23 protein-coding genes are annotated in these 24337 nt (G+C 59.0%); 16 read left to right on the top strand and 7 right to left on the bottom strand.

Annotation, left to right across the window (positions count from 1 at the left end; genetic code table 11):
* Position 1: 1 nt before the first annotated feature.
* The 3 genes from B9Z51_RS13060 to gndA are packed head-to-tail and all read left to right on the top strand — an operon-like array spanning position 2 to position 3263.
* Positions 2-1042, top strand: coding sequence for an L-idonate 5-dehydrogenase (locus B9Z51_RS13060; protein ID WP_108375416.1), 1041 nt, complete (start codon positions 2-4; stop codon positions 1040-1042).
* Positions 1043-1094: 52 nt separating this feature from the next.
* The gene (locus B9Z51_RS13055; protein WP_108375414.1) at positions 1095-1844 is read left to right on the top strand and encodes an SDR family oxidoreductase; all 750 of its coding nucleotides are present in this window, start codon (positions 1095-1097) and stop codon (positions 1842-1844) included.
* A gap of 9 nt (positions 1845-1853) precedes the next feature.
* Positions 1854-3263, top strand: coding sequence for an NADP-dependent phosphogluconate dehydrogenase (gene gndA / locus B9Z51_RS13050; protein ID WP_108375412.1), 1410 nt, complete (start codon positions 1854-1856; stop codon positions 3261-3263).
* 232 nt (positions 3264-3495) lie between these two features.
* Here the strand turns inward: gndA and B9Z51_RS13045 are convergent, their stop codons facing one another.
* The 3 genes from B9Z51_RS13045 to B9Z51_RS13035 all read right to left on the bottom strand — a co-directional run bounded on the left by B9Z51_RS13045 (position 3496) and on the right by B9Z51_RS13035 (position 6553).
* Positions 3496-4689 carry a mandelate racemase/muconate lactonizing enzyme family protein gene (locus B9Z51_RS13045; protein WP_108375410.1) on the bottom strand — a complete coding sequence of 398 codons (1194 nt, stop codon included), beginning with the start codon at positions 4687-4689 and terminating at the stop codon, positions 3496-3498.
* Positions 4690-4754: 65 nt separating this feature from the next.
* Positions 4755-5762: a TRAP transporter substrate-binding protein gene (locus B9Z51_RS13040; RefSeq protein ID WP_108375408.1), complete on the bottom strand. Its 1008-nt coding sequence runs from the start codon at positions 5760-5762 to the stop codon at positions 4755-4757.
* A gap of 44 nt (positions 5763-5806) precedes the next feature.
* Positions 5807-6553 carry a FadR/GntR family transcriptional regulator gene (locus B9Z51_RS13035; protein WP_108375406.1) on the bottom strand — a complete coding sequence of 249 codons (747 nt, stop codon included), beginning with the start codon at positions 6551-6553 and terminating at the stop codon, positions 5807-5809.
* Between the two features lie 186 nt (positions 6554-6739).
* Between B9Z51_RS13035 and B9Z51_RS13030 the strand changes: the two genes are divergently transcribed.
* Both B9Z51_RS13030 and denD read left to right on the top strand, forming a co-directional pair.
* Complete coding sequence (locus B9Z51_RS13030; RefSeq protein WP_108375404.1) at positions 6740-8476, top strand: IlvD/Edd family dehydratase; 1737 nt, start codon at positions 6740-6742, stop codon at positions 8474-8476.
* A gap of 15 nt (positions 8477-8491) precedes the next feature.
* Positions 8492-9496, top strand: coding sequence for a D-erythronate dehydrogenase (gene denD / locus B9Z51_RS13025; protein ID WP_108375402.1), 1005 nt, complete (start codon positions 8492-8494; stop codon positions 9494-9496).
* Between the two features lie 57 nt (positions 9497-9553).
* Here the strand turns inward: denD and B9Z51_RS13020 are convergent, their stop codons facing one another.
* Positions 9554-9940: a RidA family protein gene (locus B9Z51_RS13020; protein ID WP_108375400.1), complete on the bottom strand. Its 387-nt coding sequence runs from the start codon at positions 9938-9940 to the stop codon at positions 9554-9556.
* A gap of 138 nt (positions 9941-10078) precedes the next feature.
* Between B9Z51_RS13020 and B9Z51_RS13015 the strand changes: the two genes are divergently transcribed.
* The 11 genes from B9Z51_RS13015 (at position 10079) to B9Z51_RS12965 (ending at position 21653) form a co-directional block, all read left to right on the top strand.
* Entirely contained in the window at positions 10079-11614 is a 1536-nt protein-coding gene (locus B9Z51_RS13015) for an ABC transporter substrate-binding protein (protein ID WP_199227536.1), read from the top strand.
* 17 nt (positions 11615-11631) lie between these two features.
* Positions 11632-12600 carry an ABC transporter permease gene (locus tag B9Z51_RS13010; protein WP_369959179.1) on the top strand — a complete coding sequence of 323 codons (969 nt, stop codon included), beginning with the start codon at positions 11632-11634 and terminating at the stop codon, positions 12598-12600.
* Positions 12593-13435 carry an ABC transporter permease gene (locus B9Z51_RS13005; RefSeq protein ID WP_108375396.1) on the top strand — a complete coding sequence of 281 codons (843 nt, stop codon included), beginning with the start codon at positions 12593-12595 and terminating at the stop codon, positions 13433-13435. The genes B9Z51_RS13010 and B9Z51_RS13005 overlap by 8 nt, the downstream gene beginning before the upstream one ends.
* A 17-nt stretch (positions 13436-13452) precedes the next feature.
* A complete protein-coding gene (locus tag B9Z51_RS13000) occupies positions 13453-14460 on the top strand; it encodes an ABC transporter ATP-binding protein (protein WP_108375990.1) in 1008 nt (335 codons plus the stop codon).
* Positions 14457-15404, top strand: a complete 948-nt coding sequence (locus tag B9Z51_RS12995) for an ABC transporter ATP-binding protein (protein ID WP_108375394.1) — start codon at positions 14457-14459, stop codon at positions 15402-15404. The genes B9Z51_RS13000 and B9Z51_RS12995 overlap by 4 nt, the downstream gene beginning before the upstream one ends.
* A 3-nt stretch (positions 15405-15407) precedes the next feature.
* Entirely contained in the window at positions 15408-16673 is a 1266-nt protein-coding gene (locus B9Z51_RS12990) for an alanine racemase (protein WP_108375392.1), read from the top strand.
* A 12-nt stretch (positions 16674-16685) separates the two neighbouring features.
* Positions 16686-17600 carry a MurR/RpiR family transcriptional regulator gene (locus B9Z51_RS12985; RefSeq protein ID WP_233254958.1) on the top strand — a complete coding sequence of 305 codons (915 nt, stop codon included), beginning with the start codon at positions 16686-16688 and terminating at the stop codon, positions 17598-17600.
* Positions 17597-19036 (top strand): amidohydrolase family protein, encoded by a 1440-nt coding sequence (locus B9Z51_RS12980; protein ID WP_108375390.1) that lies wholly within the window; start codon positions 17597-17599, stop codon positions 19034-19036. Before B9Z51_RS12985 ends, B9Z51_RS12980 begins: the two co-directional genes overlap by 4 nt.
* Positions 19037-19114: 78 nt before the next feature.
* A complete protein-coding gene (locus B9Z51_RS12975; RefSeq protein ID WP_108375388.1) occupies positions 19115-20077 on the top strand; it encodes a sugar kinase in 963 nt (320 codons plus the stop codon).
* Entirely contained in the window at positions 20074-20964 is an 891-nt protein-coding gene (locus B9Z51_RS12970; RefSeq protein WP_108375386.1) for a 2-dehydro-3-deoxygalactonokinase, read from the top strand. The genes B9Z51_RS12975 and B9Z51_RS12970 overlap by 4 nt, the downstream gene beginning before the upstream one ends.
* Before the next feature lie 50 nt (positions 20965-21014).
* Positions 21015-21653 (top strand): 2-dehydro-3-deoxy-6-phosphogalactonate aldolase, encoded by a 639-nt coding sequence (locus B9Z51_RS12965; RefSeq protein ID WP_108375384.1) that lies wholly within the window; start codon positions 21015-21017, stop codon positions 21651-21653.
* A 32-nt stretch (positions 21654-21685) separates the two neighbouring features.
* Here B9Z51_RS12965 and modC read toward each other — a convergent pair whose 3' ends face one another.
* The 3 genes from modC to modA form a co-directional block, all read right to left on the bottom strand.
* The gene (gene modC / locus B9Z51_RS12960) at positions 21686-22771 is read right to left on the bottom strand and encodes a molybdenum ABC transporter ATP-binding protein (protein ID WP_108375382.1); all 1086 of its coding nucleotides are present in this window, start codon (positions 22769-22771) and stop codon (positions 21686-21688) included.
* The gene (gene modB, locus B9Z51_RS12955; protein ID WP_199227535.1) at positions 22768-23457 is read right to left on the bottom strand and encodes a molybdate ABC transporter permease subunit; all 690 of its coding nucleotides are present in this window, start codon (positions 23455-23457) and stop codon (positions 22768-22770) included. The genes modC and modB overlap by 4 nt, the downstream gene beginning before the upstream one ends.
* Positions 23458-23589: 132 nt before the next feature.
* Complete coding sequence (gene modA, locus B9Z51_RS12950; RefSeq protein WP_108375378.1) at positions 23590-24336, bottom strand: molybdate ABC transporter substrate-binding protein; 747 nt, start codon at positions 24334-24336, stop codon at positions 23590-23592.
* Between the last annotated feature and the right edge of the window lies 1 nt (position 24337).

Below are 24337 nucleotides of genomic sequence, written 5' to 3'. Positions count from 1 at the left end.
CATGCGTTCTGTCATTTGCCACGGCCCCCGCGATTTGCGACTGGAGCAGCGTGAGCTGCCCACTCTGAACCCCCATCAGCTTCAGGTGCAAGTCGCTTATGGCGGCATTTGCGGCTCGGACCTGCACTACGCCCAGCACGGTGGCTTTGGCACCGTGCGCATCAAGGAGCCGATTGCTCTGGGCCACGAAGTGTCCGGCATCGTGCGGACCGTGGGCTCTGAAGTCCAAGGCGTGGCCGCAGGCCAGCGCATTGCCATATCGCCCTCGCGCCCTTGCGGCCAGTGCCGCTTTTGCCAGGCGGGCCAGCACAACCATTGCTTGAACATGCGCTTTTATGGCAGCGCCATGCCCTTCCCGCACATCCAGGGCGCGTTCTCTGAGCAGCTGGTCATCGAGGGCTACCAAGCCCACCCGATTGCCGACCACCTGAGCCTGTCCGAAGCCGCCCTGGCAGAACCTTTGTCGGTGGGCCTGCACGCCATCCAGCGCGCAGGCAGCGTGCTGGGCAAGCAGGTGCTGGTGACCGGTTGCGGCCCGATTGGCTCGCTCTTGATCGGCGCTTTGCGCCGCGCAGGCGCTGCACGCATCGTCGCCGCCGACATCGCCGACCTGCCCCTGAAATGCGCCAAGGAAATGGGCGCAGACGAAACCATCAACCTCAAGACACAGGCCCAAGCGCTGGACAAATACAAAGTAGACAAAGGCCAGTTTGACGTCGTGTTCGAGGCCTCGGGCAGCGAAGCCGCTTTGCGCACGGGGCTGGACGTCATCGTGCCGCGCGGCGTGCTCATCACCGTGGGCATGGGTGGCGACATCAGCCTGCCCATGACACAGATCGTGGCCAAAGAGGTCGATCTGCGCGGCACCTTCCGCTTCCACGCCGAATTCGCCACGGCGGTGCGATTCTTGAACGAAGGCCTGGTCAATGGCAAGCCGGTGATCACCGGCATCTTGCCCATGGACCGCGCCCTCGAAGCCTTTGAGCTGGCCGCCGACAAGAGCCAGTCGCTCAAAGTGCAAATCGCCTTTGCAGAAGCGTGAAAATCGCACACATTCCTGAAGCCTTGCCCCTAAATTTCTGAAAGTCACCTCCATGAAAAAAGTCGCTCTCGTCACCGGCGCCAGCTCCGGCATTGGCCAGGCTTGCGCCCTCGGCCTGCTCAAGGAAGGCTGGCACGTGGTGCTGGTGGGTCGCCGCACCGAAGCCCTGCAAGAGACCATCGCCAAAGCCGGTGCCAACGCCGCCAACGGCGTGGCCATCTCTGCCGATGTGTCCAGCGAAGAACAGGTCAAGGCCTTGTTCGAGCAAGTTCGCACCCAATTCGGTCGCCTCGATTTGTTGTTCAACAACGCGGGCATTTCGCTGCCCACCACCCTGCCCGGTGACATCACGGGTGACGACTGGCGCCGCATGGTCGACGTCAACCTGAACGGCGCGTTCTATTGCCTCTCGCACGCCTTCAAGCTGATGCAGGAACAAAGCCCACAGGGTGGCCGCATCATCAACAACGGTTCGATCTCGGCCCATGTGCCGCGTTACGGCTCCATTGCCTACACCGCCACCAAGCATGCCATCTCGGGCCTGACCCGCGCCGCCTCGCTGGACGGGCGCGCCTTCAGCATCGCCGTGGGGCAAATCGACATCGGCAACGTGGCCTCCGACATGACCGAGCGCATGGCCAAGGGTGTGCCCCAGGCCGACGGCACCATCAAGGCCGAGCCCCGCATGGACATGTCGGCCGTGGTCGACACCTTCCTCACCATGTCGCGTCTGCCGCTGTCGGCCAACATCCTGTTCACCACGGTGATGGCCACCAACATGCCTTTTGTCGGACGCGGCTGAACCCGGCCTATGCAGAAGATGGACATTGGCCTGATTGGCCTGGGGGTGATGGGCGAAAACCTGGCCCTGAATCTGGAGCGCAACGGGTTTTCGGTGTGCGGTTTTGACCTCGACGCGGGCAAGCGCCAGAGCTTTGGCGAGCGCACCCAGGGCCTGCGTGCCCAAGCCGCGCCCTCGCTGGCCGCGCTGGTGGATTCGCTGCACAGCCCCCGTTGCATCTGGCTCATGGTGCCTGCAGGCGCTGCGGTCGATGCGGTGCTGGCCGATTTGCAACCCCTTCTGAGCGCAGGCGATGTGGTCATGGACGGGGGCAACACCCTCTACACCGACACCCAGCGGCGCATGCGTGCGCTCGAAGGCTCGGGCATCCACTACGTGGGTGCGGGCGTGAGCGGTGGCGAAGAAGGCGCACTGCGCGGCCCCGCCCTGATGCCCGGCGGTCACGCCGACGCCTGGCCACGCCTGCGCCCCATGCTGCAAGCCATCGCTGCCAAGACCGACGACGGTCAGCCCTGCTGCGAATGGATGGGGCCCGGTGGCTCAGGCCACTTTGTGAAGATGGTGCACAACGGCATCGAGTACGCCGACATGCAAACCATCTGCGAAGCCTACTGGCTGATGCACCAGCTGCTGGGCATGCGCCCGGCGGAGATGAGCGCGGTGTTCCGCACCTGGAACGAGGGTGAACTCAGCAGTTACCTGATCGGCATCACCGCCGACATCCTGGATCACACCGACCCCGAAACCGGCGAGGCGTTGGTGGACAAAATTCTCGACACGGCCGAGCAAAAAGGCACGGGCAAATGGGCCAGCCAGGTCGCCCTCGACCTGGGCGTGACGGCCCCGACCATTGCCAACGCCGTGTTTGCACGCACCATGAGTGCGCTGCACGCCGAGCGGCAACAGGCCGCACAGGTGCTCAGTGGCCCTGCCGCCCAAACCCCGGCCAACCGAGATGAAGTGCTGCAAAAAATCCAGCGCGCCTTGCTCGCGGCCAAAGTCTGCGCTTATGCGCAAGGCTTCAGCGTGCTGCGCGCCGCCGACAAAGAGTACCAGTGGCAACTGCCCATGGGCACCGTGGCCTCGGTCTGGCGGGCGGGCTGCATCATCCGCGCCAGCTTGCTCGAAGACATCCGCCAGGCCCACGAACGCGACCCGGCCTTGGACAACCTGCTGATGGACCCGCACTTTGCAGCCGTGATGGCCCGCTGCCACCAGGACCTGCGCGAAGTCGTGGCCCTGGGTGCCCTGCACGGCGTGGCCGTGCCCTCGTTCATGAGCGCCCTGAGCTACTACGACGCCTACCGCTCGGCCCGCCTCCCGGCCAACCTGTTGCAGGCCCAGCGCGACTACTTTGGCGCGCACACCTACCAACGTGTGGACAAGCCAGGCAAGTTCCACACGCGCTGGAACGGCTGAGCCGCCTCATCGCCGCGAGGGCGCGGCTCCTACAAAATGCGCGCCCCTGCCCCCCCCTGTAGGAGCGACGCCCTCGTCGCGATAGAACCCTTGCAGACCACCCCCCTTCGCCCCGAGAGCGGGGCTCCCACAAAAGGCGCGCCCCTGCCCCTTGTAGGAGCGACGCCCTCGTCGCGACAGAACCCTTGCAGACCAACACCCTTCGCCCCGAGGGCGGGGCTCCTGCAAACTCTTATCGGCTGACGCGCACCACCGCATCGGCCCGCTTGTGCAAGTCGGGCAGCAGCTCCAAACCCAGGCCCGGCTTGCCGTTGAGGCTGATCATGCCGTTCTTCACCTGCGGCAACTCGGTCACGAGTTCCTTGTACCAGCCTGTGTAGAAAGCGCGCACACTCTCTTGGATCAGTGCATTGGGCGCGTGCAGCGACAAATGTGTCGACGCGGCCCACACCACCGGCCCGGTGCAATCGTGCGGGGCCACAGGCAGCTGCCAGGCGTCGGCCATGGCGGCGATCTTGCGCGCTTCGGTCAGGCCCCCGCACCAGCTCAAATCGAGCATGGCGACACCTGCCACGCCGGTTTGCAAATAGTCCTTGAAGCCCCATTTGTAGCTGAGCGTTTCGCTCGCACAAATCAGCGCCTTGCAGTCCACCGCGTACTGCTTGAGCAAATCGAGGCTGTCCATGCGGATCGCGTCCTCGTGCCAGAAGGTGTCGAACTCCTGCAAGGCGCGAGAGATTTTTTGCGCCATGGGCAAACGCCACAGGCTGTGGAACTCGACCATGATGTCCATCTTGTCGCCCACAGCCTTCCGAATTTTCCGGAAAGGCTCGAGCGCGGTGTTCAGGTCTTGCGGGCTGATGTATTGGCCGTGCGATTTTTCTGCGGCCATGTCAAACGGCCAAATCTTCATGCCGGTGATGCCTTCGCTCAAAAGCGACTCGGCCACCTCGTCGGCGCGGTGCAAAAAGCCTTGCAGGTCTTCGTAGGGCCCAGCGTTGTTACCCAGACCCCAATTGCTGCTGGTCTGGTTCACGTTGCTGCGGATGTACTGGTAGCCTGCGCAGGTGTTGTAGACGCGGATCTCGTCGCGGCTCTTGCCGCCCAGGGCGGTGTAGACCGGCATGCCTGCAGCCTTGCCAAAAATGTCCCAGAGGGCAATGTCCACCGCCGAGTTGCCGCGTGTCTCGACGCCGGACCCGCGCCAGCCCAAGTAGCCCGTGATATCGCGTTGGCGCGACTCGATGGCCAGCGGGTCTTGCCCCATCAATTTGGGGGCGACCCACTCGTGCAAATAAGCCTCGACCGCCTGTGCCCCCATGAAGGTTTCGCCCAGGCCCACCAGGCCCTCGTCGGTGTGCAATCGCACCCAGATGATGTTGGGAAATTCGTCCAGGCGGATGGTTTCGAGTTGGGTGATTTTCATAGTGCAAACATTTCAGACGTTAAAAAAGCCCCACAGCTTGGGGCTGTGGGGCTTGGCGCGATGGATCAACCGCCGCGTGCTTTTTTGAGTTCGTCTTGCACGACTTTGATGGCGTCGGCACCGATCGAGTCCTTGTGCTTGTCATAGACAGCAGCCACTTTGGCGCGGATGCGGTTTTGCTCAGCCGCGCTGACTTCGTTGACCTGCATGCCCTTGGTCTTGAGCGATGCGAGCGACTTCTCGTTCAAGGTGCGGTTGGCCGCACGCTCGACCTTTTGGCCTTCGATGGCGGCTTCACGCAAAAGCGCTTGCTCTTGCGGGTTCAGCTGGTCCCACAGCTTCTTGCTGTACAGGATCAGGAAGGGCGTGTAGGCGTGGCGTGTCACGCTCAGGTACTTTTGCACTTCGTTGAACTTGGAGGTCTCAATGGTCACAAAAGGGTTTTCCTGGCCGTCAATGGCGCGGCTTTCCAGCGCAGAGAACACCTCAGGGAAGGCCATGGGCACAGCGTTGGTGCCCAGGGTCTTGAAGGTGTCCAGGAAGATGTTGTTTTGCATCACGCGCACTTTGACGCCTTCAAAGTCCTCGAGCTTGGCCACAGGGCGCTTGCTGTTGGTCAGGTTACGGAAACCGTTTTCCCAATAAGCCAGGTTCACCAAACCAGCGGCTTCGAGCTTGGCATTGAAGTACTTGCCTGCCGGGCCGTCCAGCACCGCATCGGCTTCTTTCTCGTTGGCAAACAAGAAGGGCAAGTCGAACACGCCCAGCTCCTTGACGATGCCCACCAGCGGCGAGCTGGAGGTGCACACCATCTCTTGCGTGCCCGCACGCAAAGCCTGGGTGGCTTGCAAGTCGCCACCGGCCATGCCGCCCCAGAAGGCGGTTATCTTCATCTTGCCGCCCGATTTGGCGGCCAGAATTTCCTGCATCTTTTTGACACCCACGCCCACGGGGTGATCTTCGTTCACACCGTTGGTGAACTTGATGTTGCGCTCCGAGAACTGCGCCATGGCACTGCCAGCCACCAGGAAGGTGCCCACCAAGAGCGTCACCAGATTTCTGCGTTTGAACATGTTTGTCTCCTAATAAAAAACACAGGGTTGAAAATCAATAAAACTCAAGCCGCTTTTTTCAGGCGTGCGGGCACACCCGTCAGGCCTGGAATTTTTCGCCGCGTGGACACCACACGCTCAATGTCTTCGTGTGCGCCATTGATCAGCACCATGATGGCCCGCTCGGCCTTGTCTGGCGCGTGTTGGATCACCGCGTCCAGCACCGAACGGTGCAGCGGCAATGAACTGCGGGGCCCATCCTGGATGCGGGTAGAAATTTCAAAACTGGTGCGCAGCAAGGCGCTCAGGGCCTTGCCCATCTGAATCAGCATGCGGTTGTGCGAGGCGTGCAGCAAGCCCTGGTGAAAGCGCAAGTCGTACACCACATAGTCGCCCCCCTGCTCTACCGCCTGCTTCATGCCCGCATAGGCCGCTTCAATTTCCGCGATGTCTTCGTCTGTGGCTTTTTCGGCGGCCAGGCGCACGGCCGCGGGCTCCACCACGCGTCGCAGCTCCTGCAAATCGCGCAAGAACTCGGGCGTCAACCCAGCCTGGGCCTGCCAGGTGATGACGTCGGGGTCAAACCAGTTCCACTGGTCATCTTGCAGCACACGGGTGCCCACTTTGGGGCCTGTGGAAATCAGTCCTTTGGCCACCAGCGATTTGATGGCTTCACGCACGACAGTGCGGCTGACGCCAAACTGCTCACACAGCAAGGGCTCAGGCGGCAAACTCGCACCCACGGCGTACTGGCCCGACAAGATGGCTTGCCCGAGCAAATCGAGGGTGTGACCGTGTGCGTTTTTGACCATGGGTGATGAGATGTACCCGATCAATCATATGATGAATGAAGATTTTCAAGCCTGAGGAAAACCCTGAAGACGGGTATTTGACTGAGAGAACACAGCCCTGTCTCAGGGTTTACATGGTGGCAGCCTCGCTTCATTCATCATACGATTGAACGGATTTTTCCCAAACCACCGAATCAAACCATCCCCATGGCCTCCTCTCCCCGCAAAAAACCCGAAGAACTCCGCAGCCAGCAATGGTTTGGCCGTCAAGACCGCGACGGCTTTGCCTACCGCAGCTGGGTCAAGGGCAAGGGCGTGCCGCACGACCAGTTCGACGGACGCCCCGTCATCGGCATCTGCAACACCTTCAGCGAACTGACCCCCTGCAACTCGCACTTCCGCACCCTGGCCGAGCAGGTCAAGATCGGTGTGTACGAGGCCGGTGGCTTTCCGCTCGAGTTTCCGGTGATGTCCCTGGGCGAAACGCTGCTGCGCCCCACCGCCATGCTGTACCGCAACCTGGCGTCCATGGACGTCGAAGAAAGCATCCGCGGCAACCCGATCGACGGCGTGGTGCTGCTCATGGGCTGCGACAAGACCACCCCCAGCCTGTTGATGGGGGCATCAAGCGCAGGCTTGCCCACCATTGGCGTGTCGGGCGGCCCCATGCTGAATGGCAAATGGCGGGGCCAGGAACTCGGCTCGGGCACCGGCGTGTGGAGCATGAGCGAGCAAGTGCGTGCGGGCACCCTGAAGCTGACCGACTTTTTTGAGGCAGAGAGCTGCATGCACCGCAGCCACGGTCACTGCATGACCATGGGCACCGCCAGCACCATGGCCAGCATGGTCGAGGCCCTGGGCATTGGCCTGCCAGGCAACGCCGCTTACCCTGCGGTGGATGGCCGCCGCAATGTGCTGGCCCGCGAGGCCGGTCGGCGCATCGTCGAGATGGTGCACACCGACCAAACCATCAGCCAAGTGCTCACACGCGAAGCCTTTGAAAACGCCATCCGCACGCTGGCGGCGATTGGCGGCTCGACCAACGCGGTGATCCACCTGATCGCGATTGCAGGTCGCTTGGGTCTGAAGCTCACCGTGGACGATTTCGAGCGCTTGGGCAGCGAGCTGCCCTGCCTCTTGAATTTGCAGCCCTCGGGCGAGCACCTGATGGAAGACTTCTGCTACGCCGGTGGCCTGCCGGTGGTCATGAAAGAGATCGAGCACCTGCTGCACAAGGACATCGTCACCGTGAGCGGCAAGACCGTGAGCGAGAACATCGCCAGCGCCGTGAACTACGACCCGCGCGTGATCAAGAAGTTCGACGAGCCCTTCAAGGAAAAAGCGGGCATCACCATCTTGCGCGGCAACCTGGCCCCGCGTGGCGCGGTCATCAAGCCCAGCGCGGCCACCCCTGCGCTGATGGTGCACACCGGGCGCGCCGTGGTGTTTGAAGACAGCCACGACTTTCACAAACGCATCGACGACGAAAGCTTGGACGTCGATGAAAACTGCATTCTGGTGCTCAAGAACTGCGGCCCCAAGGGCTACCCCGGCATGGCCGAAGTGGGCAACATGCCGCTGCCACCCAAGGTGCTGCGCAAAGGCATCACCGACATGGTGCGCATCTCGGACGCCCGCATGAGCGGCACGGCCTACGGCACCGTGGTGCTGCACACCACACCTGAAGCCGCGGCCGGTGGCCCGCTGGCCGTGGTGCAAAACGGCGACATGATCGAACTCAATGTGCCCGAGCGCAAACTGCAACTGCTCATCAGCGATGAAGAGCTGGCCAAGCGCTTGTCCCTCTGGGAAAAGCCTGCCCCCGCCATGCAGTCGGGCTACTGGAAGCTCTACATCGACCATGTGCTGCAAGCCGACGAAGGCGCAGACATGGACTTTTTGGTCGGCCAGCGCGGCGCGGCTGTGCCCAAAGACAACCACTGATTCACGGAGAAAAGCATGCGAATTTTGATCACCGGCGGCGCCGGATTTTTGGGCGCCCGACTGGCCCGCGAGATTTTGAAAAAAGGCCAACTCAATGGCCAGACTGTCACCGAAGTGGTCATTGCCGACCTGTTCCCCGCCCCCGCCGACCTGCTGGCCGACACGCGCGTCAAGGGCCATGCTGGCCCCATGCTGGAACAAGGCGACTTGTTCAAGAGCGGCTTTGACGGCGTGTTCCATTTGGCCTCGGCCGTGTCGGGCGAGTGTGAACTCGACTTTGACCTGGGCCTGCGCTCCAACGTGGACAGCAGCCGTTTGCTGCTGGACGGCATTCGCGCGTCGGGAAAGGCCTCGCGACTGGTGTTTGCCAGCTCGGTGGCCGTGTTTGGTCCTGACATCGGCAACCCCATGCCCGATCTGGTCACCGACACCACCTTGCCCACGCCGCAAACGTCTTACGGCACACACAAGCTCATCATCGAGCACATGGTGTCCGACTACACCCGCAAGGGCTACATCGACGGCCGCTCGGCCCGCTTGATGACGGTGGCCGTGCGCCCCGGCAAACCGAACGGCGCGGCCTCATCTTTTTTCAGCGGCATCATCCGCGAGCCTTTGTCAGGCGCGGATGCCGTATGCCCCGTGGATGCCAGTGTTTCGCACCCCTTGTCTTCGCCGGGCAACACCGTGCACGGCCTGATCACCGTGTTTGAAGCCAGCCGCGAAGCCGTGGGCGGCCGCATGGCGTTGAACCTGCCCGGCCTGAACGTGACCGTGGGCCAGATGCTGGACGCCCTTGAAAAAGTCGCTGGCCCTGCTGTGCGTGCGCGGGTCAAGTTCGAGCGCGACGAGCGCGTGGCGGGCATTGTGACCAACTGGTCACGCGGCTCCACCTCCGAGCGCGCCAACGCGCTGGGTCTGAAAGCCAACAGCAGCTTTGAAGCCATCATTGAGCAATACATCGCCGACTGCAAAACCCGCCCCGGCTACCCGGCCGAAGCCTTGAACGGTTTGAAGTGAGTTAACGATGCGCGGCACACTCAGTTTTTGAAGGCCAACGCTTCTCAACCTAAAGCTTCAGCGAGGTTTGTAGGCCGTGACATCGATTTCGACCTTCACATCAATCATCAGCCTGGACTCCACTGTTGATCTTGCTGGACGATGCTCACCAAAGCACTCCATGTAGACGCGATTGAAACTGCCGAAGTCCCGCGCATCGTTCAGCCAGACATTCACTTTGCACACATCCTCCAAAGTGCAACCTGCCAGAGACAGCGCTTGTTGTATGCGGACAAAGACTTGGCGTGTTTGAGCCTCAATCCCACCCAACACCACTTCGCCTTGGTCGTTGGTCGGCACTTGACCCGAAACAAAAACAAAATCACCTGCGCGAGTGGCAGGTGAAAGTGGACGGGCTAAACGGTCTGACGCAATGGGTGATGCACCAAGCATTTCAACATTCATGGTTTGTCTCCTACAGGGTTAAAAGTCTGAATCAATCAATTATGTACAGGAAAACCCTGCTTTCGAACAATTCAGCCTTGTTCTATTATGAATCATGTAAATTATTTACATAAAGTCTTTAATATTCTGGAGACCCACATGCTGCATTTGCCACGTCGACACCTGCTGACTTTGCTCTTGGCTGCACTGCCAATGGTTTCTTTCGCAGCGCCGCCCAAGGGTGGTGCCGCCAACTTGGCCATGATTGGTGAGCCCCAAAGTCTGGACCCAATGGCTTCCACTGCAGATCTGGTGGGTACCATCATGCAGCACGTGTATGAAACCCTTTACACCTTTGATTCCAAGTGGAACGTCACACCCATGCTTGCCGATGGCATGCCCAAAGTCTCAGTCGATGGTTTGACTTATGCCGTCAACATCCGCAAAGGCGTGAAATTGCACAGTGGCCGCGACTTGGATGCTCAAGATGTGGTGGCCTCACTCAAGCGCTGGATGGAAATGGCACCTCGCGGCAAATCCGTGGCCAAAGACACAGTAAGCCTAGAGGCTAAAGGCAGCCACGCCATTGAATGGAAATTCAACGCACCCAATGCTTCGCTATTGGCTCAATTGGCATTGCCATCGGGCATGGCAGCCATCATGGCTAAAGAAAGCATCGCCGCGCCCTTGTCGTCATTTGTGGGAACAGGTCCCTATAAATTCAAGGAACGCCGTCCTGACCAATTCGTGATCTTGTCGCGATTTGATACCTACAGTGCACGCAAAGAAGCCCCCAACGGCTACGGTGGCAAGCGTGAGGCCTTGCTGGATGAACTCCGATTCACCCCTGTGCCCAATGCCAACACCCGCGTTGAAGGCGCGTTGGCCGGTCAGTTTCATTTTGCTGATCAACTGCCCACAGAGGCATTGGCGCGCGTTGAAAAAGCGGGACCATCGGTCGTGCCCATTTTGACGCCTTCGTTTGGTTTCCCCTATATGGTCTTCAACACGAAGGAGGGGGTGATGGCCAACCAGGGCATTCGCCAAGCCATTCAGATTGCCATTGGCGAGGGCGAAATGATGGCTGCAGCCTATGGCGACAAAAGGTTTTTCATAGCCGAGGGCAACCACTTTCCGCAAGGCACACCGTTTTACTCAACGGCCGGTACTGACCAATACAACAAGCAAGATGCCAAACGAGCCAAAGAAATGGCAGATAAAGCCGGGTACAAGGGCGAGACCATCCGTTTGCTGACCAGTCGGCAATACGAGTTCCACCACACCATGGTTCAGGTGATGGCAGAGCAGTTGCGCGCCGCAGGTTTCAAGCCCGAGATGCAAGTGGTCGATTGGGCCACCTTGGTGCAACGTCGTGGAGACTCCAAAGTATGGGACATTTACATGACCCACTCCGGGCAGTTCCCCGAGCCTATTCTTTCGCCACCCCAGCTTGGTGAGTGTGCACCGGGCTGGTGGAGTTCGGCGGCCAAGGCCAAGGCCTTGGGTGACTTCAACCAACAGCCCGATCCATCCAAGCGTGCTCAGTTGTGGGGTGCCGTACAGCAAGTGGTTTACAACGAGGTGCCTTACATCAACATCGGCAAGTTCAGCAGCCTGTCATCGCGCTCCAACAAGCTGGAAGGCTACATACCCGCAACTTGGCCTTTCTTTTGGAACACAGGCCTGTCCAAATAAGCGACAGAAAACGACCCATGACCAAAATGTCTTGGACCAGCTTGGGCCGCACCTTGCTGGGCCGTTTGGGCGGCATGCTTGCGGTGCTGTCCCTCGTGTCTGTTCTGGTGTTCTTGCTCACGCGCTTGGCGGCCGGAGATCCAATAGCGGTTTTGCTGGGAGACCAGGCTTCACTGGCAGACATTGCACAAGCACGTCAACGCTATGGACTTGATCTGCCTTTGTGGCGTCAATTCTTGCTGTGGTTGGGTGAGCTCTTCAGAGGCAATTTGGGTCAATCCATCTTTTTGCAAATGCCTGTGACGCAAGTGCTGTGGGAGCGTGTGGAGCCCACAGCCTTGTTGGCGTTCATGTCGGTCAGCTTGGCCATGTTGATTGGCTTGCCGTGCGGCATTGTTTCAGCTGTGTGGCGAGGCAAATGGGTTGACCAATTCGTCAGCACTTTGGCCATGCTGGGGGCGAGCATGCCCAGCTTCTGGATGGGTCTTTTGGCCATCCAGATACTGGCGGTAGGGGCTGGCTTGTTTCCCGTATCGGGCTATGGCGATCCTAATGCAGGTTTGCCCTCGCGCATTCACCACTTGATGCTGCCCGCTTTGGTGCTGGGGACACTTAACTCGGCCTTGATCATCCGGTTCACTCGCGCTTCGATGTTGGACATTCTGAGTGAAGACTACATCCGAACTGCACGCTCCAAAGGTTTGTCGGAAAGTGTTGTGGTGCTCAAGCATGCCTTGCTCAATGCATTGGTGCCTCTGCTTACAGTGTTGGGATTGACGCTGGCTTTGATGATCGGCGGTGCTGTGGTGACTGAGACCGTGTTCAACTTGCCCGGTTTGGGTAACTTGGTGGTGCGGGCAGTGCTGCGTCGGGACTACCCAGTCATCCAAGGGGCCTTGTTGGCGATTGCCGGTGTCTACGTCATCATCAATTTTTTGATTGATGTCATGTATGTCTTTATCGATCCAAGGGTGCGCCATGGCTGAGTGGCGTCGTACATTGAATCAGCTGTTTGCGCGCAGGATCGTATTCTTTGCTGCACTGCTTTTAGGCATGATGCTGTTCATGGCAGTGGCAGGTCAATGGATTTTGCCGCACGAACCCATGGCCATGAAAGTCAGCCTGCGTCTGAAGGCCCCCAGCTGGACCTACTGGAGTGGCACAGATGAGTTGGGCCGAGACATCACGAGCCGAATTTTTTACGGGGCACGCTATTCACTGGCCATCGGCGCAGGGACAGCCTTTCTGTCGGTGGCGCTTGGAACTGTACTGGGCTTGCTGGCGGGATTTTTCAAGCGCTTGGACGCTGTGCTGATGCGTTGTGTAGACGCCATGATGGCTTTTCCGGACATTTTGCTGGGCATCGCCCTGGTTTCGATACTGGGGGCAAGCCCCATCAACGTGGTGCTCGCCTTGACCTTGGTCTATACACCCCGTGTTGCCCGGGTTGTGCGTGCTTGCACTTTGGTGATTCGCGAACTGCCTTATGTCGAGGCAGCGCGTGCCGTCGGCGTGAGCACGTTCAACTTGTTGCGAGTGCACATCTTGCCCAATTTGATGTCACCTATCCTCGTGCAGCTGAGCTTCATCTTTGCTTATGCCCTGCTGGCAGAGGCCGGTTTGTCGTTTCTGGGCGTCGGAGTGGGGGCTGAAATTCCTACTTGGGGCACCATGGTCGCAGCCAGTACGCAGTATGCAGACCAGGCCGTCTGGACACTTTTTTATCCAGGTTTGGCGATCGTCTTGACCGCTTTGTCCCTGCAACTGCTGGGCGATGGTGTACGCGATTTACTCGACCCTCGGCTGAAAGGCACGGCATGAATTGCGTCAATGCCATGATGACAACACCGCTTTTACAAGTGCGTGACCTGACCACGACCCTGGTTCAACGAGATGGCATGGTGCCATTGGTGCGTGGGGTCAGTTTCGATTTACACGCCGGACAAACACTGGCGTTGGTGGGTGAGTCGGGCAGCGGAAAATCACTCACAGCCCTGAGTTTGATGCGATTGCTTGCGCGCAATGCCCAATGGCAATGTGGCGGGCAAGCAATCTTCACCGATGCATCAGGTCAAACCTGCGATTTGCTGCAACTGGACAATGCCCACATGAGGCGTTTGCGTGGTCACCAGTTGGCCATGATTTTTCAGGAACCCATGACGTGTCTGAATCCACTTCTGACCGTTGGCGAACAAATAGCCGAATCCGTTCGCCTGCATTGGGGCGTCAACAAAGTGGCAGCGCGGCAACGGGCCTTGCAGGCGCTGGAACAGGTGGAAATTCCAGCTGCCCGGCAAAGGCTGGATGAATATCCGCACCAACTGTCTGGTGGCATGAGGCAACGCGTGATGATTGCCATGGCCATGGTCTGTGAGCCCAAAGTGTTGATCGCCGACGAACCCACAACCGCACTGGACGTGACGATTCAGGCTCAAATTTTGGCCCTCATGTCGCGCTTGCAGCGCGACACAGGCATGAGCATCCTGTTCATCACCCACAACTTGGGCGTGGTGGCCCACCACGCCGAGCGCGTGGCTGTGATGTACGCCGGTCAGGTGGTCGAACAGTCGGGTGTTCATGCTTTGTTCGCACAACCGGCACATCCTTACACTCGAAGCTTGTTGGCTTGCCTGCCGGGTCGCGCGCGACAGCTGTCTCTTCGCGAAGGGCACCGCATGGTTTTGCAGGATATTCCAGGGCAAGCCCCAAACATGAACAGACTCGGATCAGGCTGCAGTTTTGCCGAGCGCTGTGCGTCCAGAATGGCCCTATGCGATGTGCAAGCGCCTGTTTGGCAGGGCGATGACGCCCATGCTCGTGCTTGCCATCTGGAGTACCGACCATGAAGCCCATGTTGCGACTAGAGAACTTGACGGTCGAGTTTGGCCGTGGTGCTCAAAGGGTTCGGGCCGTGCATGAAGTGAGTTTTGACATTGCACAAGGTGAAACCCTCGGCCTCGTGGGTGAGTCAGGTTCCGGCAAAAGTTCACTGGGGCGGGCCGTTCTGCAGTTGATTCCGGTGGCTGGAGGATCTGTTCATTTCGAGGGACAAGAACTGGTGGGTCTAAGTTCAGGGAAAATGCGTTCTTTGCGCCGCCATGTGCAAATGGTGTTTCAAGACCCCAGTCTTAACCCCCGGCAGAGGGCAGGTGACATGCTCAGCGAAGTGCTCAGCACCCATGCCCTTCACACTGGGGCTGAGCGGGGGCCACGCATTGCACAGTTACTCGATTTGGTGGGACTCAAGACAGAACACGCCGAGCGATTTCCACATGAATTTTCAGGCGGTCAAAAGCAGCGTCTTGGCATTGCCAGGGCTTTGGCGGTTGAGCCTAGTTTCATCGTGGCCGATGAACCACTGTCAGCACTGGACATGTCGATCCAGGCGCAAATTGTCAATCTTTTGATCCGTTTGCGCGAACAACTCGGTTTGACCTTGTTGTTCATTTCGCACGACCTGGATATGGTGCAGTACCTGTGCGACCGTGTGGTGGTTTTGTATTTGGGGCGCGTGATGGAAATCGCTTCAACGGTTGAGCTTTTTTCATCCCCTGCACATCCTTACACACGTGCCTTGCTTTCTGCTGCACCTGTTCCCGACCCTGATCAAGCCCCACCCCAAGTGGTGCTGCATGGCGATCCGCCGAGTCCTTTAAACCCACCGTCTGGTTGTGTGTTTCGCACCCGTTGTCCCCATGCTTTGGCAGCTTGTGCTGAAACCACTCCGGAATTGAGACCCACTTCAGCAGGGCGCCTGTTGGCCTGCTGGCGACATGATGAATTGAATTGAACCATGAAACTGAATGCTGCCTGCAAAGGCTTTCCAATGCACCTTGACCCCATCGACCTGAAAGACGCAGGTGTGCAAGATTGGCAAGTCCTGCGAGGCGATTTATCGTTTCCACTGGCGGTGCTCAAGAATTCGGCACTGCAGCACAACCTCAACTGGATGAAAGATTTTTGCCAGACGCGTGGGCTGGACATTGCGCCGCATGGCAAGACCACCATGTCGCCCGAGCTGTATGCCCGCCAACTGGAGGCCGGGGCATGGGGTATCAGTTTTGCCAATGTCTTTCAGGCAGGTCTGGGCGCGCGCCATGGCGTACGCCGGATCATCATCGCCAACCAAGTGCTGCAAGCGGTCGATCTGGACAGCTTGTCAGAATTACTGCGTGCGCATGCAGGATTGCAAGTCTATTTTCTGATCGACTCGCTGGCTCAATTGCGTTTGATCGAAGAATGGCGTGTTCAGCGACAGTCCAGTTCCGTCTTCACTGTCTTTTTGGAGCTGGGCATCGAGGGCAAACGAACGGGTTGTCGTGACCACCAGGAGGCGCTCACACTGGCGCATAACATACGAAGCAGCCCAGCAGTGAAACTAGCAGGCATCGAGTGCTATGAAGGCGCTTTGGCCACTTGCAACCATGAACATGACAAAGACAGCGTAGCGGCCTTGATGGCTCGCGTACAAAAAATAGCCATGGCATGCGAAGCTGATGATTGCTTTGAAACAAATGAAGTCATCATCTCGGCAGGGGGATCGGCCATCTTCGATTTGGTCGCGTTACATTTGACACCGCATTTGAGTCGGCCCGCACGGGGCATTCTTCGGTCGGGTTGTTACCTCACGCATGACCATGTGCAATACCGGCAACATTTGAAGTGCGTCGGCGAGCGTCTGAATTTGAAAGAGACTTTGCGCCCGGCCATCGAGTTGGTCAGTGTGGTCCAGTCTTGCCCAGAGCCAGGTCTGGCCATTTTGTCAATGGGCAAGCGCGATGTCTCGTACGACCTGGACTTGCCTGTGCCTGAATGGCGTGCACAGCTGGGTGATGTCCAAACCCGCAAGGTGCCTGCCCATTGGGCCGTGACCGCACTGAATGACCAGCATGCGTATTTGCACTTTGATGCACAGTCTCCCCAAGATCAACACCCGATAGTGGGCCACCTGGTCGGTAGCGGCATCTCACACCCTTGCACGACCTTTGATAAGTGGCGCTGGATGCCCGTGGTTAACGATGCTTATCACGTCGTTGATGCGGTCTCTGTGAATTTTTGATATGTGTTAAACATGAGTGAACGTTACCCCCATTTGCTCCAGCGCATGCAGGCGGCAGCACCCGGTTTGCCTCGTGCTCAACAGCAAGTGCTTGCAGTCGTGCTCCATGATCCAGAGCGTGCCCTGTCCATGAGCGTCGATGCCTTGGCTGTACAAGCACAGGTGTCCATGCCCACCATCATGCGCACTGCCCGTCAACTGGGTTTTGAAGGTGTTCGAGAATTCAAACTGGCCCTTGCACAGGATTTGGCCCGACATGCCCCTGTGCACAGATCAGTCACGATGCACGACAGCACGTCAGCAATCGTTCAAAAAATTCTCAGCAGTGCCGCTGCATCCATCAGCGCTTTACAGCAACAACTGGACCCCGCAGTCCTTGAAAAGGCTGCCAAACTGCTGGTCTGTGCTGAACGCATTGACTGTTATTCGGTGGGGGCCACATCTGCATTCATGGCGAACGACCTGCAAGGCCGATTGTTCCGACTCGGACGCCATGCGCACGCAGTGCACGATGCCCACCAACAACTTATCTCTGCGGCAACATTGGGCCCTTTGGGCGTGGCGGTGGCGATCTCGCACGTCGGACGCATGCCTTTCATGCTCGAAGCAGTGGGTTTCGCCAAATCACAAGGTGCCAAGGTGATCGCCATCACGCAACCCGACACAGCATTGGCACAGATGGCCGACGTGGTCATAGAGATCAGTGTTCCCCAAGATGCTGTGATGCGAGTGGGTACTGAGGCATACATTGCTCATTTGTTGGTGATTGAATTACTGATGGTATTGGTACTCAAAGCCTTGGGGCCAAATGCCGCACGGCACTTAGCGAAATTCAAATCGGTCTTGCAGGCCCACGGGCAAGATGTGGACCATCACCCAACGGTGGACTGGGCTTGGTCCAGTGTCGAGAAAGATACGCAAGCATGAAATCGCTTTTGTTGCGCAATACGCAATTGGTGGATGGTACAGGCGCACCCGCTAGACCGGCTGACCTTTGTGTGCAAGGTGAGCGCATTGTGGCCATTGGTGAAAATTTGACACTGGATGCCGATGAAATTTTGGATATAAAGGGTTTGACTGTCGCACCTGGCTTTATCGATGTGCATACCCATGACGATGCCATGGTCCTGCGCGACCCAAGTATGTTGGCCAAACTATCACAAGGCGTCACCACCGTCATCACGGGAAACTGCGGTTTATCGTTGGTACCGTTGATCAGTGATACACCGGGTTCACCACTGGATTTGCTTCACACTTCCGAATTTCGTTTTGCGCAACTGAACGATTACGCTAAGGCCCTTGAAAAAAAACCACCAGCGGTCAATGTCGGGGCATTGATTGGTCACACCACTCTGCGAGCCACGGTCATGGCAGATCTCAATCGGGCAGCCACTCCCGATGAATCCAAAGCCATGGCCGCCTTGCTGGATCAAGCTTTGAATCAGGGTGCACTGGGTTTATCTTCTGGCCTGTTTTACCAGCAAGCGTTTGCCGCTGACATGCAAGAAATGCAGACTCTGGTGCGCGTGGTTGGTCGCCACGGTGCTGTTTACGTGACACACATTCGCAACGAGATGGACGACATACTGGAAGCCATGCAAGAAGCGGCAGACACGGCGCTGGCAGGTCCAGCCACCTGGATCATGTCGCACCACAAATGTGCAGGGCCACGCAACTGGGGACGCACCATCGAAACGCTGGCCATGCTTGAAAGGCTCAGCCATCGCCAAAGTGTAGGCACCGATGTCTACCCCTACAGTGCGGGTTCCACTTTGCTGCGTGAGGATCTGGTGGATGGTGTCATCGATATTCTGATCACGCGCAGCGATACGCATCCTGAAATGGCAGGCCGTTACTTGGCTGATATCGCGCAGGAATGGCGAACAGATCAAAGGCAGGCGTGCCGTCGACTGATGCCCGGAGGGGCCTGCTATTTTCAGATGCGTGAAGACGATGTACGCAGGGTTCTGACTCACCCTTTGAGCATGATCGGTTCCGATGGATTACCCCATGATGAACGCCCCCACCCACGCTTGTGGGGCTCCTTCGCACGCGTGCTGGGACATTATTGTCGCGATGAAAAACTGTTCAGCTTGCCAGAGGCCATTCACAAAATGACAGGAATGTCGGCCCAGCGTTTCGGACTGATCGACCGGGGAGTGTTGCGTGAAGGCGGATTTGCTGATTTGGTGGTGTTGGATCCAGGCCTCATACAGGACAAAGCCACTTATGAACAGCCCCAACAAATGTGCGAAGGCATTGAGCGGGTGATGGTCAATGGTCAGTGGTCTTTTGCCGATCAACAAGTTCAAGGTCCAACAGCTGGAAAATTTTTGCGCCGTTTGATTCAGTCGTCAACCTAAACGCTTTGCTCGCCGATTGAAGCTGCTTGATTCTGCACAAGCTCAAACATGAAGGCATTTTGACAAAACTTCTCTGACATGAAGCACTCCACCCGAACCCTGGACATCGTGGCGCTTGGCGAACCCATGGTCGAGTTCAATCAAACCAAAGTCCAACAGCCCGATGAAGCTCCGCTGTACTTGCAAGGCTTTGGCGGCGATACCAGCAACGCCGCCATTGCCGCAGCAAGGGCCGGGGCTCGCGTGGCCTACCTGAGCCGCTTGGGCAGCGACCGTTGGGGCGAGCGCCTCATGGATTTGTGGCAACGCGAAAACGTGGACACCCACACCGTGCTGCGCGACGCCCAAGCGCCCACCGGCATGTACTTTGTGAGCCACGACGCGCAAGGCCACCATTTCAGTTACGCCCGTGCAGGCTCTGCGGCCAGCCGCATGCAACCACAAGACTTGGCGCATTGGCAAGACGCCATCGCCAGCAGCCAGTGGCTGCACCTGTCGGGCATCTCGCTGGCGATCTCAAGCTCAGCCTGCGACACGGCCTTGGCCGCCATGCAGCATGCCCGCAGCGTAGGCACGCGCGTGGCACTCGACTCCAACTTGCGCCTGTCGCTGTGGCCGCTGGCGCGTGCGCAGGCTTGCATCCGCCAGGCCGCCAGTCTGTGCGATTTGTTTTTGCCCAGCCTCGAAGACATGACCGCACTCACGGGCCTCACCCAAGCACGAGACATCATCGGCTGGAGCCATGCGCAAGGCGCTGCGCAGGTCGTGCTCAAGCTGGGGGCCGATGGCGCACTGGCCAGCGATGGTCAAACGCAGCGCACCGTGCCGGGCTTCAACGTGCCAGCGGTGGACGCCACAGGCGCAGGCGACTGTTTTGCAGGCAACCTGTTGGCGCGCCTGTCTGCAGGCGACAGCCTGTGGGACGCCACCGCCTACGCCAACGCCGCAGCGGCTTTGTCGGTGCAAGGCTATGGCGCCGTGGCCCCGCTGCCCCGGCACGCTGCGGTGCTGGACTTTTTGATGAAAGCTCACACCCCATGAGACCCTTGATCGCCATCGACTGGGGCACCTCTTCGCTGCGAGGTGCACGGCTGGGCACCACCGGCCAGGTGCTGGAATCACGCGAATTTTCTCGCGGCATCCTCACCGTGCCGCCGGGCCAGTTTGAAGCGGTGTTCCATGAACACTTTGGCGACTGGATGCAAGAAGAGGGTGCCCTGTGCCTGATCTCAGGCATGGCGGGCAGCCGCCAGGGCTGGCAAGAAGCGCCTTACTGCCCCTGCCCTGCGGGCTTTGCCGAGCTGGGCCAGCACCTGCTGTGGCTGCAGGCCGAGCGCATCGCCTTGGTCCCGGGCCTGAGCTGCATGGGCCAGGACGCCCTGAACACGCCCGATGTGATGCGCGGCGAGGAAGTGCAGATCTTTGGTGCCCTGCAACTGGCCGAGCGCGACAGCGCCACCCTGGTGCTGCCGGGCACGCACAGCAAATGGGTGCAGGTGCACCGTGGCCGCGTCACGCATTTCCAGACCTTCATGACCGGCGAGGTCTATGCCTTGCTCAGCCAGCACTCGATCTTGGGTAAGACCCTGGATTTGAATGGGGTCTTCGATGAAGCGGCCTTTGTGCAAGGCGTGGACCAAAGCCAGACCGCGGGCAGCGTGCTGAACAAGCTGTTTGCGGTGCGCACGCTGGGGCTGTTTGTACGCATGAGTGAAACGGCCTTACCGAGTTATTTGTCGGGCCTGCTGATTGGCGAAGAGTTGCGCACGCAAACCGTCAACGCCAATTCCGCACCCGTGATTCTGATCGGCAGCAACGCCCTCACCCAGCGCTACACCTTGGCCCTGCAACACCTGGGCATCGCCTGCCAGAGCCGAGGGGCCGAGGCCACTTGGGCGGGCTTGTTTGCGCTGGCCTCGGCTTGTTGACTCTTTGACCCTTTATCGCGGCGAGGGCGCCGCTCCTACACAAAACCACCATGACATCGACGAACACCCCCGCCCACACCCTGGCCCAGGCCATGGCCCAGCTGCCATTGATCGCTATCTTGCGCGGACTCACCCCCGCAGAGGCCCCGGCCGTGGGCGAGGCGCTGGTGGGCAGCGGCTTTGCCATCATCGAGGTGCCACTGAACTCACCCGAGCCTTTGCAAAGCATCGCTGCTTTGTCGGCGCAGTTTCCTCAAGCGCTGGTCGGTGCAGGCACCGTGCTGAATGCGCAGCAGGTCAAAGACGTTCACGCTGCGGGCGGTCGTCTGGTCGTCGCCCCCCATTTCAATCCGGCCGTGGTCGCGCAGGCCCTGGCACTGGGCATGGTGGTGCTGCCCGGCGTGGCCACGCCCACAGAAGCCTTTGCCGCGCTGGACGCCGGTGCCCATGGGCTCAAGCTCTTCCCGGCCGAGATGATTTCACCTGCCACCGTCAAAGCCCTGCGGGCCGTGCTGCCCCAAGACGCCGCCTTGGTGCCCGTGGGCGGCATCACGCCCGACAACATGGCCACTTACCGCGCCGCAGGCGCCAGCGGCTTTGGATTGGGCTCGGCCTTGTATACGCTGGGGCGCAGTGCAGATCAGGTGCGGGCGCAGGCTTTGGCATTTGTGCAGGCTTATCGGGCTTGAACCGTCAAAGTCGGGTTCTGGTCAGGCGTTGACTATTGCGCAATCGCCACGGATTTGACCTGCACCCAAGCCGCATGACCGGGCAAGAGACCCAAAGTATCCAGCGCGCGCCGTGTAATGCGGGCGAGCAACACCGATTCACCACAGCGAACACGGACCAGCACTTGTGAAGGATGCACATCCGGTGCAATGGCGTCGAGCACACAGGGCAGGTGGTTCTGAATGCTGGTGTGGCCCGGCTCCGTCGTGGTCAAACTCACATCCCGGGCCAATACACGCAAGCGCACCGTTTGGCCCACAGGCAAACCACTGTCACGCAACCACAAGACCCCGCCATCAATGGCCACGCTGGCCAAATGCCACTGCGCATCGCGCTCGACCACGCGCCCATGCAGCAAAGCGCCCACATCGTCACCCACCATCATCGGCGGATCGATAGAGGCCAAAACCTCGCCCACGGCACCGGCCGACTGAACACGACCCGATGCCATGACCACGAGGTGATTGGCCAAGCGTGCCAGCTCATCCGCCGAATGGGTGACATACAACATGGGAATGTGAAGTTCGTCACGCAAACGCTCTAACCACGGCAAAATTTCCAGGCGTCGCGCCTGATCGAGTGCAGCCATCGGCTCATCAAGCAGCAAGATGCGAGGCGCAGTGGCCAAGGCCCGTGCAATGGCGACCCGCTGGCGCTCCCCACCCGACAGCTGATCGGGTGGCCTGCGCAACAGGTGGGCAATGCCCAGCAACTCAATAGCAAGCTGCAAAGTCTGTTCAGCTTGCGGCGAGCGCGCGCGCTGCAGGCCATAACGGAGGTTGCCCATGACATCCAGATGCTCGAACAGGCTGGACTCCTGAAAGACATAGCCCAAAGCACGGCGGTGCGTTGGCAAGAAGACTCCCGATAGATCGTCTTGCCAGACCTCCCCCGCCACGATCACTTTTGCATCGCGCGCCCGCTCTAGGCCTGCCACGCAACGCAGCACACTGGTTTTGCCCGAGCCCGAGGCACCAAACAACACGCTGATGCCTTGCGCAGGCAGGTGCAAATCCACCTTCAGCTCAAAGTCTGCACGCGGCAGCGTCAGTTGAACGATCAATTCTTCAGCACTCAAGGCAGCACCCGAACGTTGCGGTTTTTCAGCAAAGCCAGACACAGGAGCACCAGGAAGGAAAACAACACCATGCCCCCGGCCAACCCATGGGCCTGTGTGTATTCCATGGCTTCTACATGGCCGTAGATCTGCGTTGAGATGACCCGCGTCTGGCCAGGAATGTTGCCGCCAATCATGAGCACCACACCAAACTCACCCACGGTGTGCGCAAAGCTCAATATGGCGGCGGTGAGCAAGCCCCCACGCGCTTGCAACAGCGCCACCGAAAAAAAAGCATCAATCGGGCTGGCCCGCAATGTGGCGGCGACCTCCAGCGGACGACTGCCCATGGCCTCGAAGGCATGCTGTATGGGCTGCACAGCAAACGGCAGAGAAAAAATCACCGAGCCAATCAACAAGCCGGTGAATGTGAAGGACAGCACTCCCCAGCCCAGCAGCTGCGTCAGTTGTCCAAGTGGGCCATGCGGCCCGAGCGCCACCAGCAGGTAAAAGCCCAGCACGGATGGCGGCAATACCAAAGGCAAGGTCAGCAAGGCACTCAACGGGGCTTTCCAGGGGGAACGGGTTTGGGACAGCCACCACGCCAGCGGTGTGGCCACCAGCAACAGCACCGCCGTTGCCCACGATGCCAACCTCACCGTGAGCAAAACAGCTTGCCAGGCTTCATCTGTCAGCGGGGGCATCATCAAAGGTCTCTGGTGTCATGGGGTGATTGGCGGCAATGTGTGAATGCATACAGCATACCCAGCCCATCGCGGTGACGCATGTATTCCCCATGGATGAACACAAGATTTGCTGTTGCTCAGGCAATTCATGCTTCACAGTTCGTAGCCAAAAGAACGAATGACGACACGGGCCTTTTCGCTCTTGAGATAGGTGATCAAGGCGATTGCAGCTGGATTGTCTTTGCCTGCGTTCAGCAGCAATGCGTCTTGCCGAATCGGTGTATGCAGATGACCCGGAACAATCCATCCTGAACCTTGGGTGAATCGCCCATCAGAATAAACCTGCGACAAAGCAACAAAACCGAGTTGGGCGTTCTCTGTGGCGATGAACTGGTAAGTCTGGGAGATGTTGTCGCCCTGGACGATTTTTGGCTGCAACTGAGCCAAGACGCCCAAGTGGCTCATGGCTTCCATGGCTGCTGTGCCATAGGGCGCCAATTTCGGATTGGCCACAGCGATGCGCTGAAAATGACCTGAACGCAGCACCTCCCCGCGATCATCAACCCCAAGGGGCTGCTTGCTCCACAACACCAGCTTTCCGGTCGCGTAAGTAAAACGTGTGCCAGGCACACCCAAGCCTTCTTTTTCAAGCTTCATTGGTGTCTCGTCATCAGCGGCCAAAAAAACATGAAAAGGCGCTGCATGACGGATTTGTGCATAAAAATTACCGGTTGAGCCCAAGGCAATCCGCACCTTGTGCCCTGTTGCCTGCTCGAACGCTTGCGCAATCTTTTGCATGGGCAGCGCAAAATTGGCCGCTACCGCGACTTGAACTTCAGCGGCCAACGCTTGCCCCATGGTGAAGCAGGAAATAAGCAGCAGGCTGACGAGTTGGCGCATG

It is taken from the genome of Limnohabitans sp. T6-5, assembly GCF_003063315.1.
Lineage (GTDB): Bacteria > Pseudomonadota > Gammaproteobacteria > Burkholderiales > Burkholderiaceae_C > Limnohabitans_A.
The sequence above is the reverse complement of the archived record's forward strand: the minus strand, read 5'-3'. Positions and strand labels throughout refer to the sequence as shown.

Excerpts from the sequence above, each read along its gene's own strand:
- B9Z51_RS13060 (WP_108375416.1), top strand. The coding sequence starts at position 2 with ATGCGTTCTGTCATTTGCCACGGCCCCCGCGATTTGCGACTGGAGCAG.
- B9Z51_RS13055 (WP_108375414.1), top strand. The coding sequence starts at position 1,095 with ATGAAAAAAGTCGCTCTCGTCACCGGCGCCAGCTCCGGCATTGGCCAG.
- gndA (WP_108375412.1), top strand. The coding sequence starts at position 1,854 with ATGCAGAAGATGGACATTGGCCTGATTGGCCTGGGGGTGATGGGCGAA.
- B9Z51_RS13045 (WP_108375410.1), bottom strand. The coding sequence starts at position 4,689 with ATGAAAATCACCCAACTCGAAACCATCCGCCTGGACGAATTTCCCAAC.
- B9Z51_RS13040 (WP_108375408.1), bottom strand. The coding sequence starts at position 5,762 with ATGTTCAAACGCAGAAATCTGGTGACGCTCTTGGTGGGCACCTTCCTG.
- B9Z51_RS13035 (WP_108375406.1), bottom strand. The coding sequence starts at position 6,553 with ATGGTCAAAAACGCACACGGTCACACCCTCGATTTGCTCGGGCAAGCC.
- B9Z51_RS13030 (WP_108375404.1), top strand. The coding sequence starts at position 6,740 with ATGGCCTCCTCTCCCCGCAAAAAACCCGAAGAACTCCGCAGCCAGCAA.
- denD (WP_108375402.1), top strand. The coding sequence starts at position 8,492 with ATGCGAATTTTGATCACCGGCGGCGCCGGATTTTTGGGCGCCCGACTG.
- B9Z51_RS13020 (WP_108375400.1), bottom strand. The coding sequence starts at position 9,940 with ATGAATGTTGAAATGCTTGGTGCATCACCCATTGCGTCAGACCGTTTA.
- B9Z51_RS13015 (WP_199227536.1), top strand. The coding sequence starts at position 10,079 with ATGCTGCATTTGCCACGTCGACACCTGCTGACTTTGCTCTTGGCTGCA.
- B9Z51_RS13010 (WP_369959179.1), top strand. The coding sequence starts at position 11,632 with ATGACCAAAATGTCTTGGACCAGCTTGGGCCGCACCTTGCTGGGCCGT.
- B9Z51_RS13005 (WP_108375396.1), top strand. The coding sequence starts at position 12,593 with ATGGCTGAGTGGCGTCGTACATTGAATCAGCTGTTTGCGCGCAGGATC.
- B9Z51_RS13000 (WP_108375990.1), top strand. The coding sequence starts at position 13,453 with ATGACAACACCGCTTTTACAAGTGCGTGACCTGACCACGACCCTGGTT.
- B9Z51_RS12995 (WP_108375394.1), top strand. The coding sequence starts at position 14,457 with ATGAAGCCCATGTTGCGACTAGAGAACTTGACGGTCGAGTTTGGCCGT.
- B9Z51_RS12990 (WP_108375392.1), top strand. The coding sequence starts at position 15,408 with ATGAAACTGAATGCTGCCTGCAAAGGCTTTCCAATGCACCTTGACCCC.
- B9Z51_RS12985 (WP_233254958.1), top strand. The coding sequence starts at position 16,686 with ATGAGTGAACGTTACCCCCATTTGCTCCAGCGCATGCAGGCGGCAGCA.
- B9Z51_RS12980 (WP_108375390.1), top strand. The coding sequence starts at position 17,597 with ATGAAATCGCTTTTGTTGCGCAATACGCAATTGGTGGATGGTACAGGC.
- B9Z51_RS12975 (WP_108375388.1), top strand. The coding sequence starts at position 19,115 with ATGAAGCACTCCACCCGAACCCTGGACATCGTGGCGCTTGGCGAACCC.
- B9Z51_RS12970 (WP_108375386.1), top strand. The coding sequence starts at position 20,074 with ATGAGACCCTTGATCGCCATCGACTGGGGCACCTCTTCGCTGCGAGGT.
- B9Z51_RS12965 (WP_108375384.1), top strand. The coding sequence starts at position 21,015 with ATGACATCGACGAACACCCCCGCCCACACCCTGGCCCAGGCCATGGCC.
- modB (WP_199227535.1), bottom strand. The coding sequence starts at position 23,457 with ATGATGCCCCCGCTGACAGATGAAGCCTGGCAAGCTGTTTTGCTCACG.
- modA (WP_108375378.1), bottom strand. The coding sequence starts at position 24,336 with ATGCGCCAACTCGTCAGCCTGCTGCTTATTTCCTGCTTCACCATGGGG.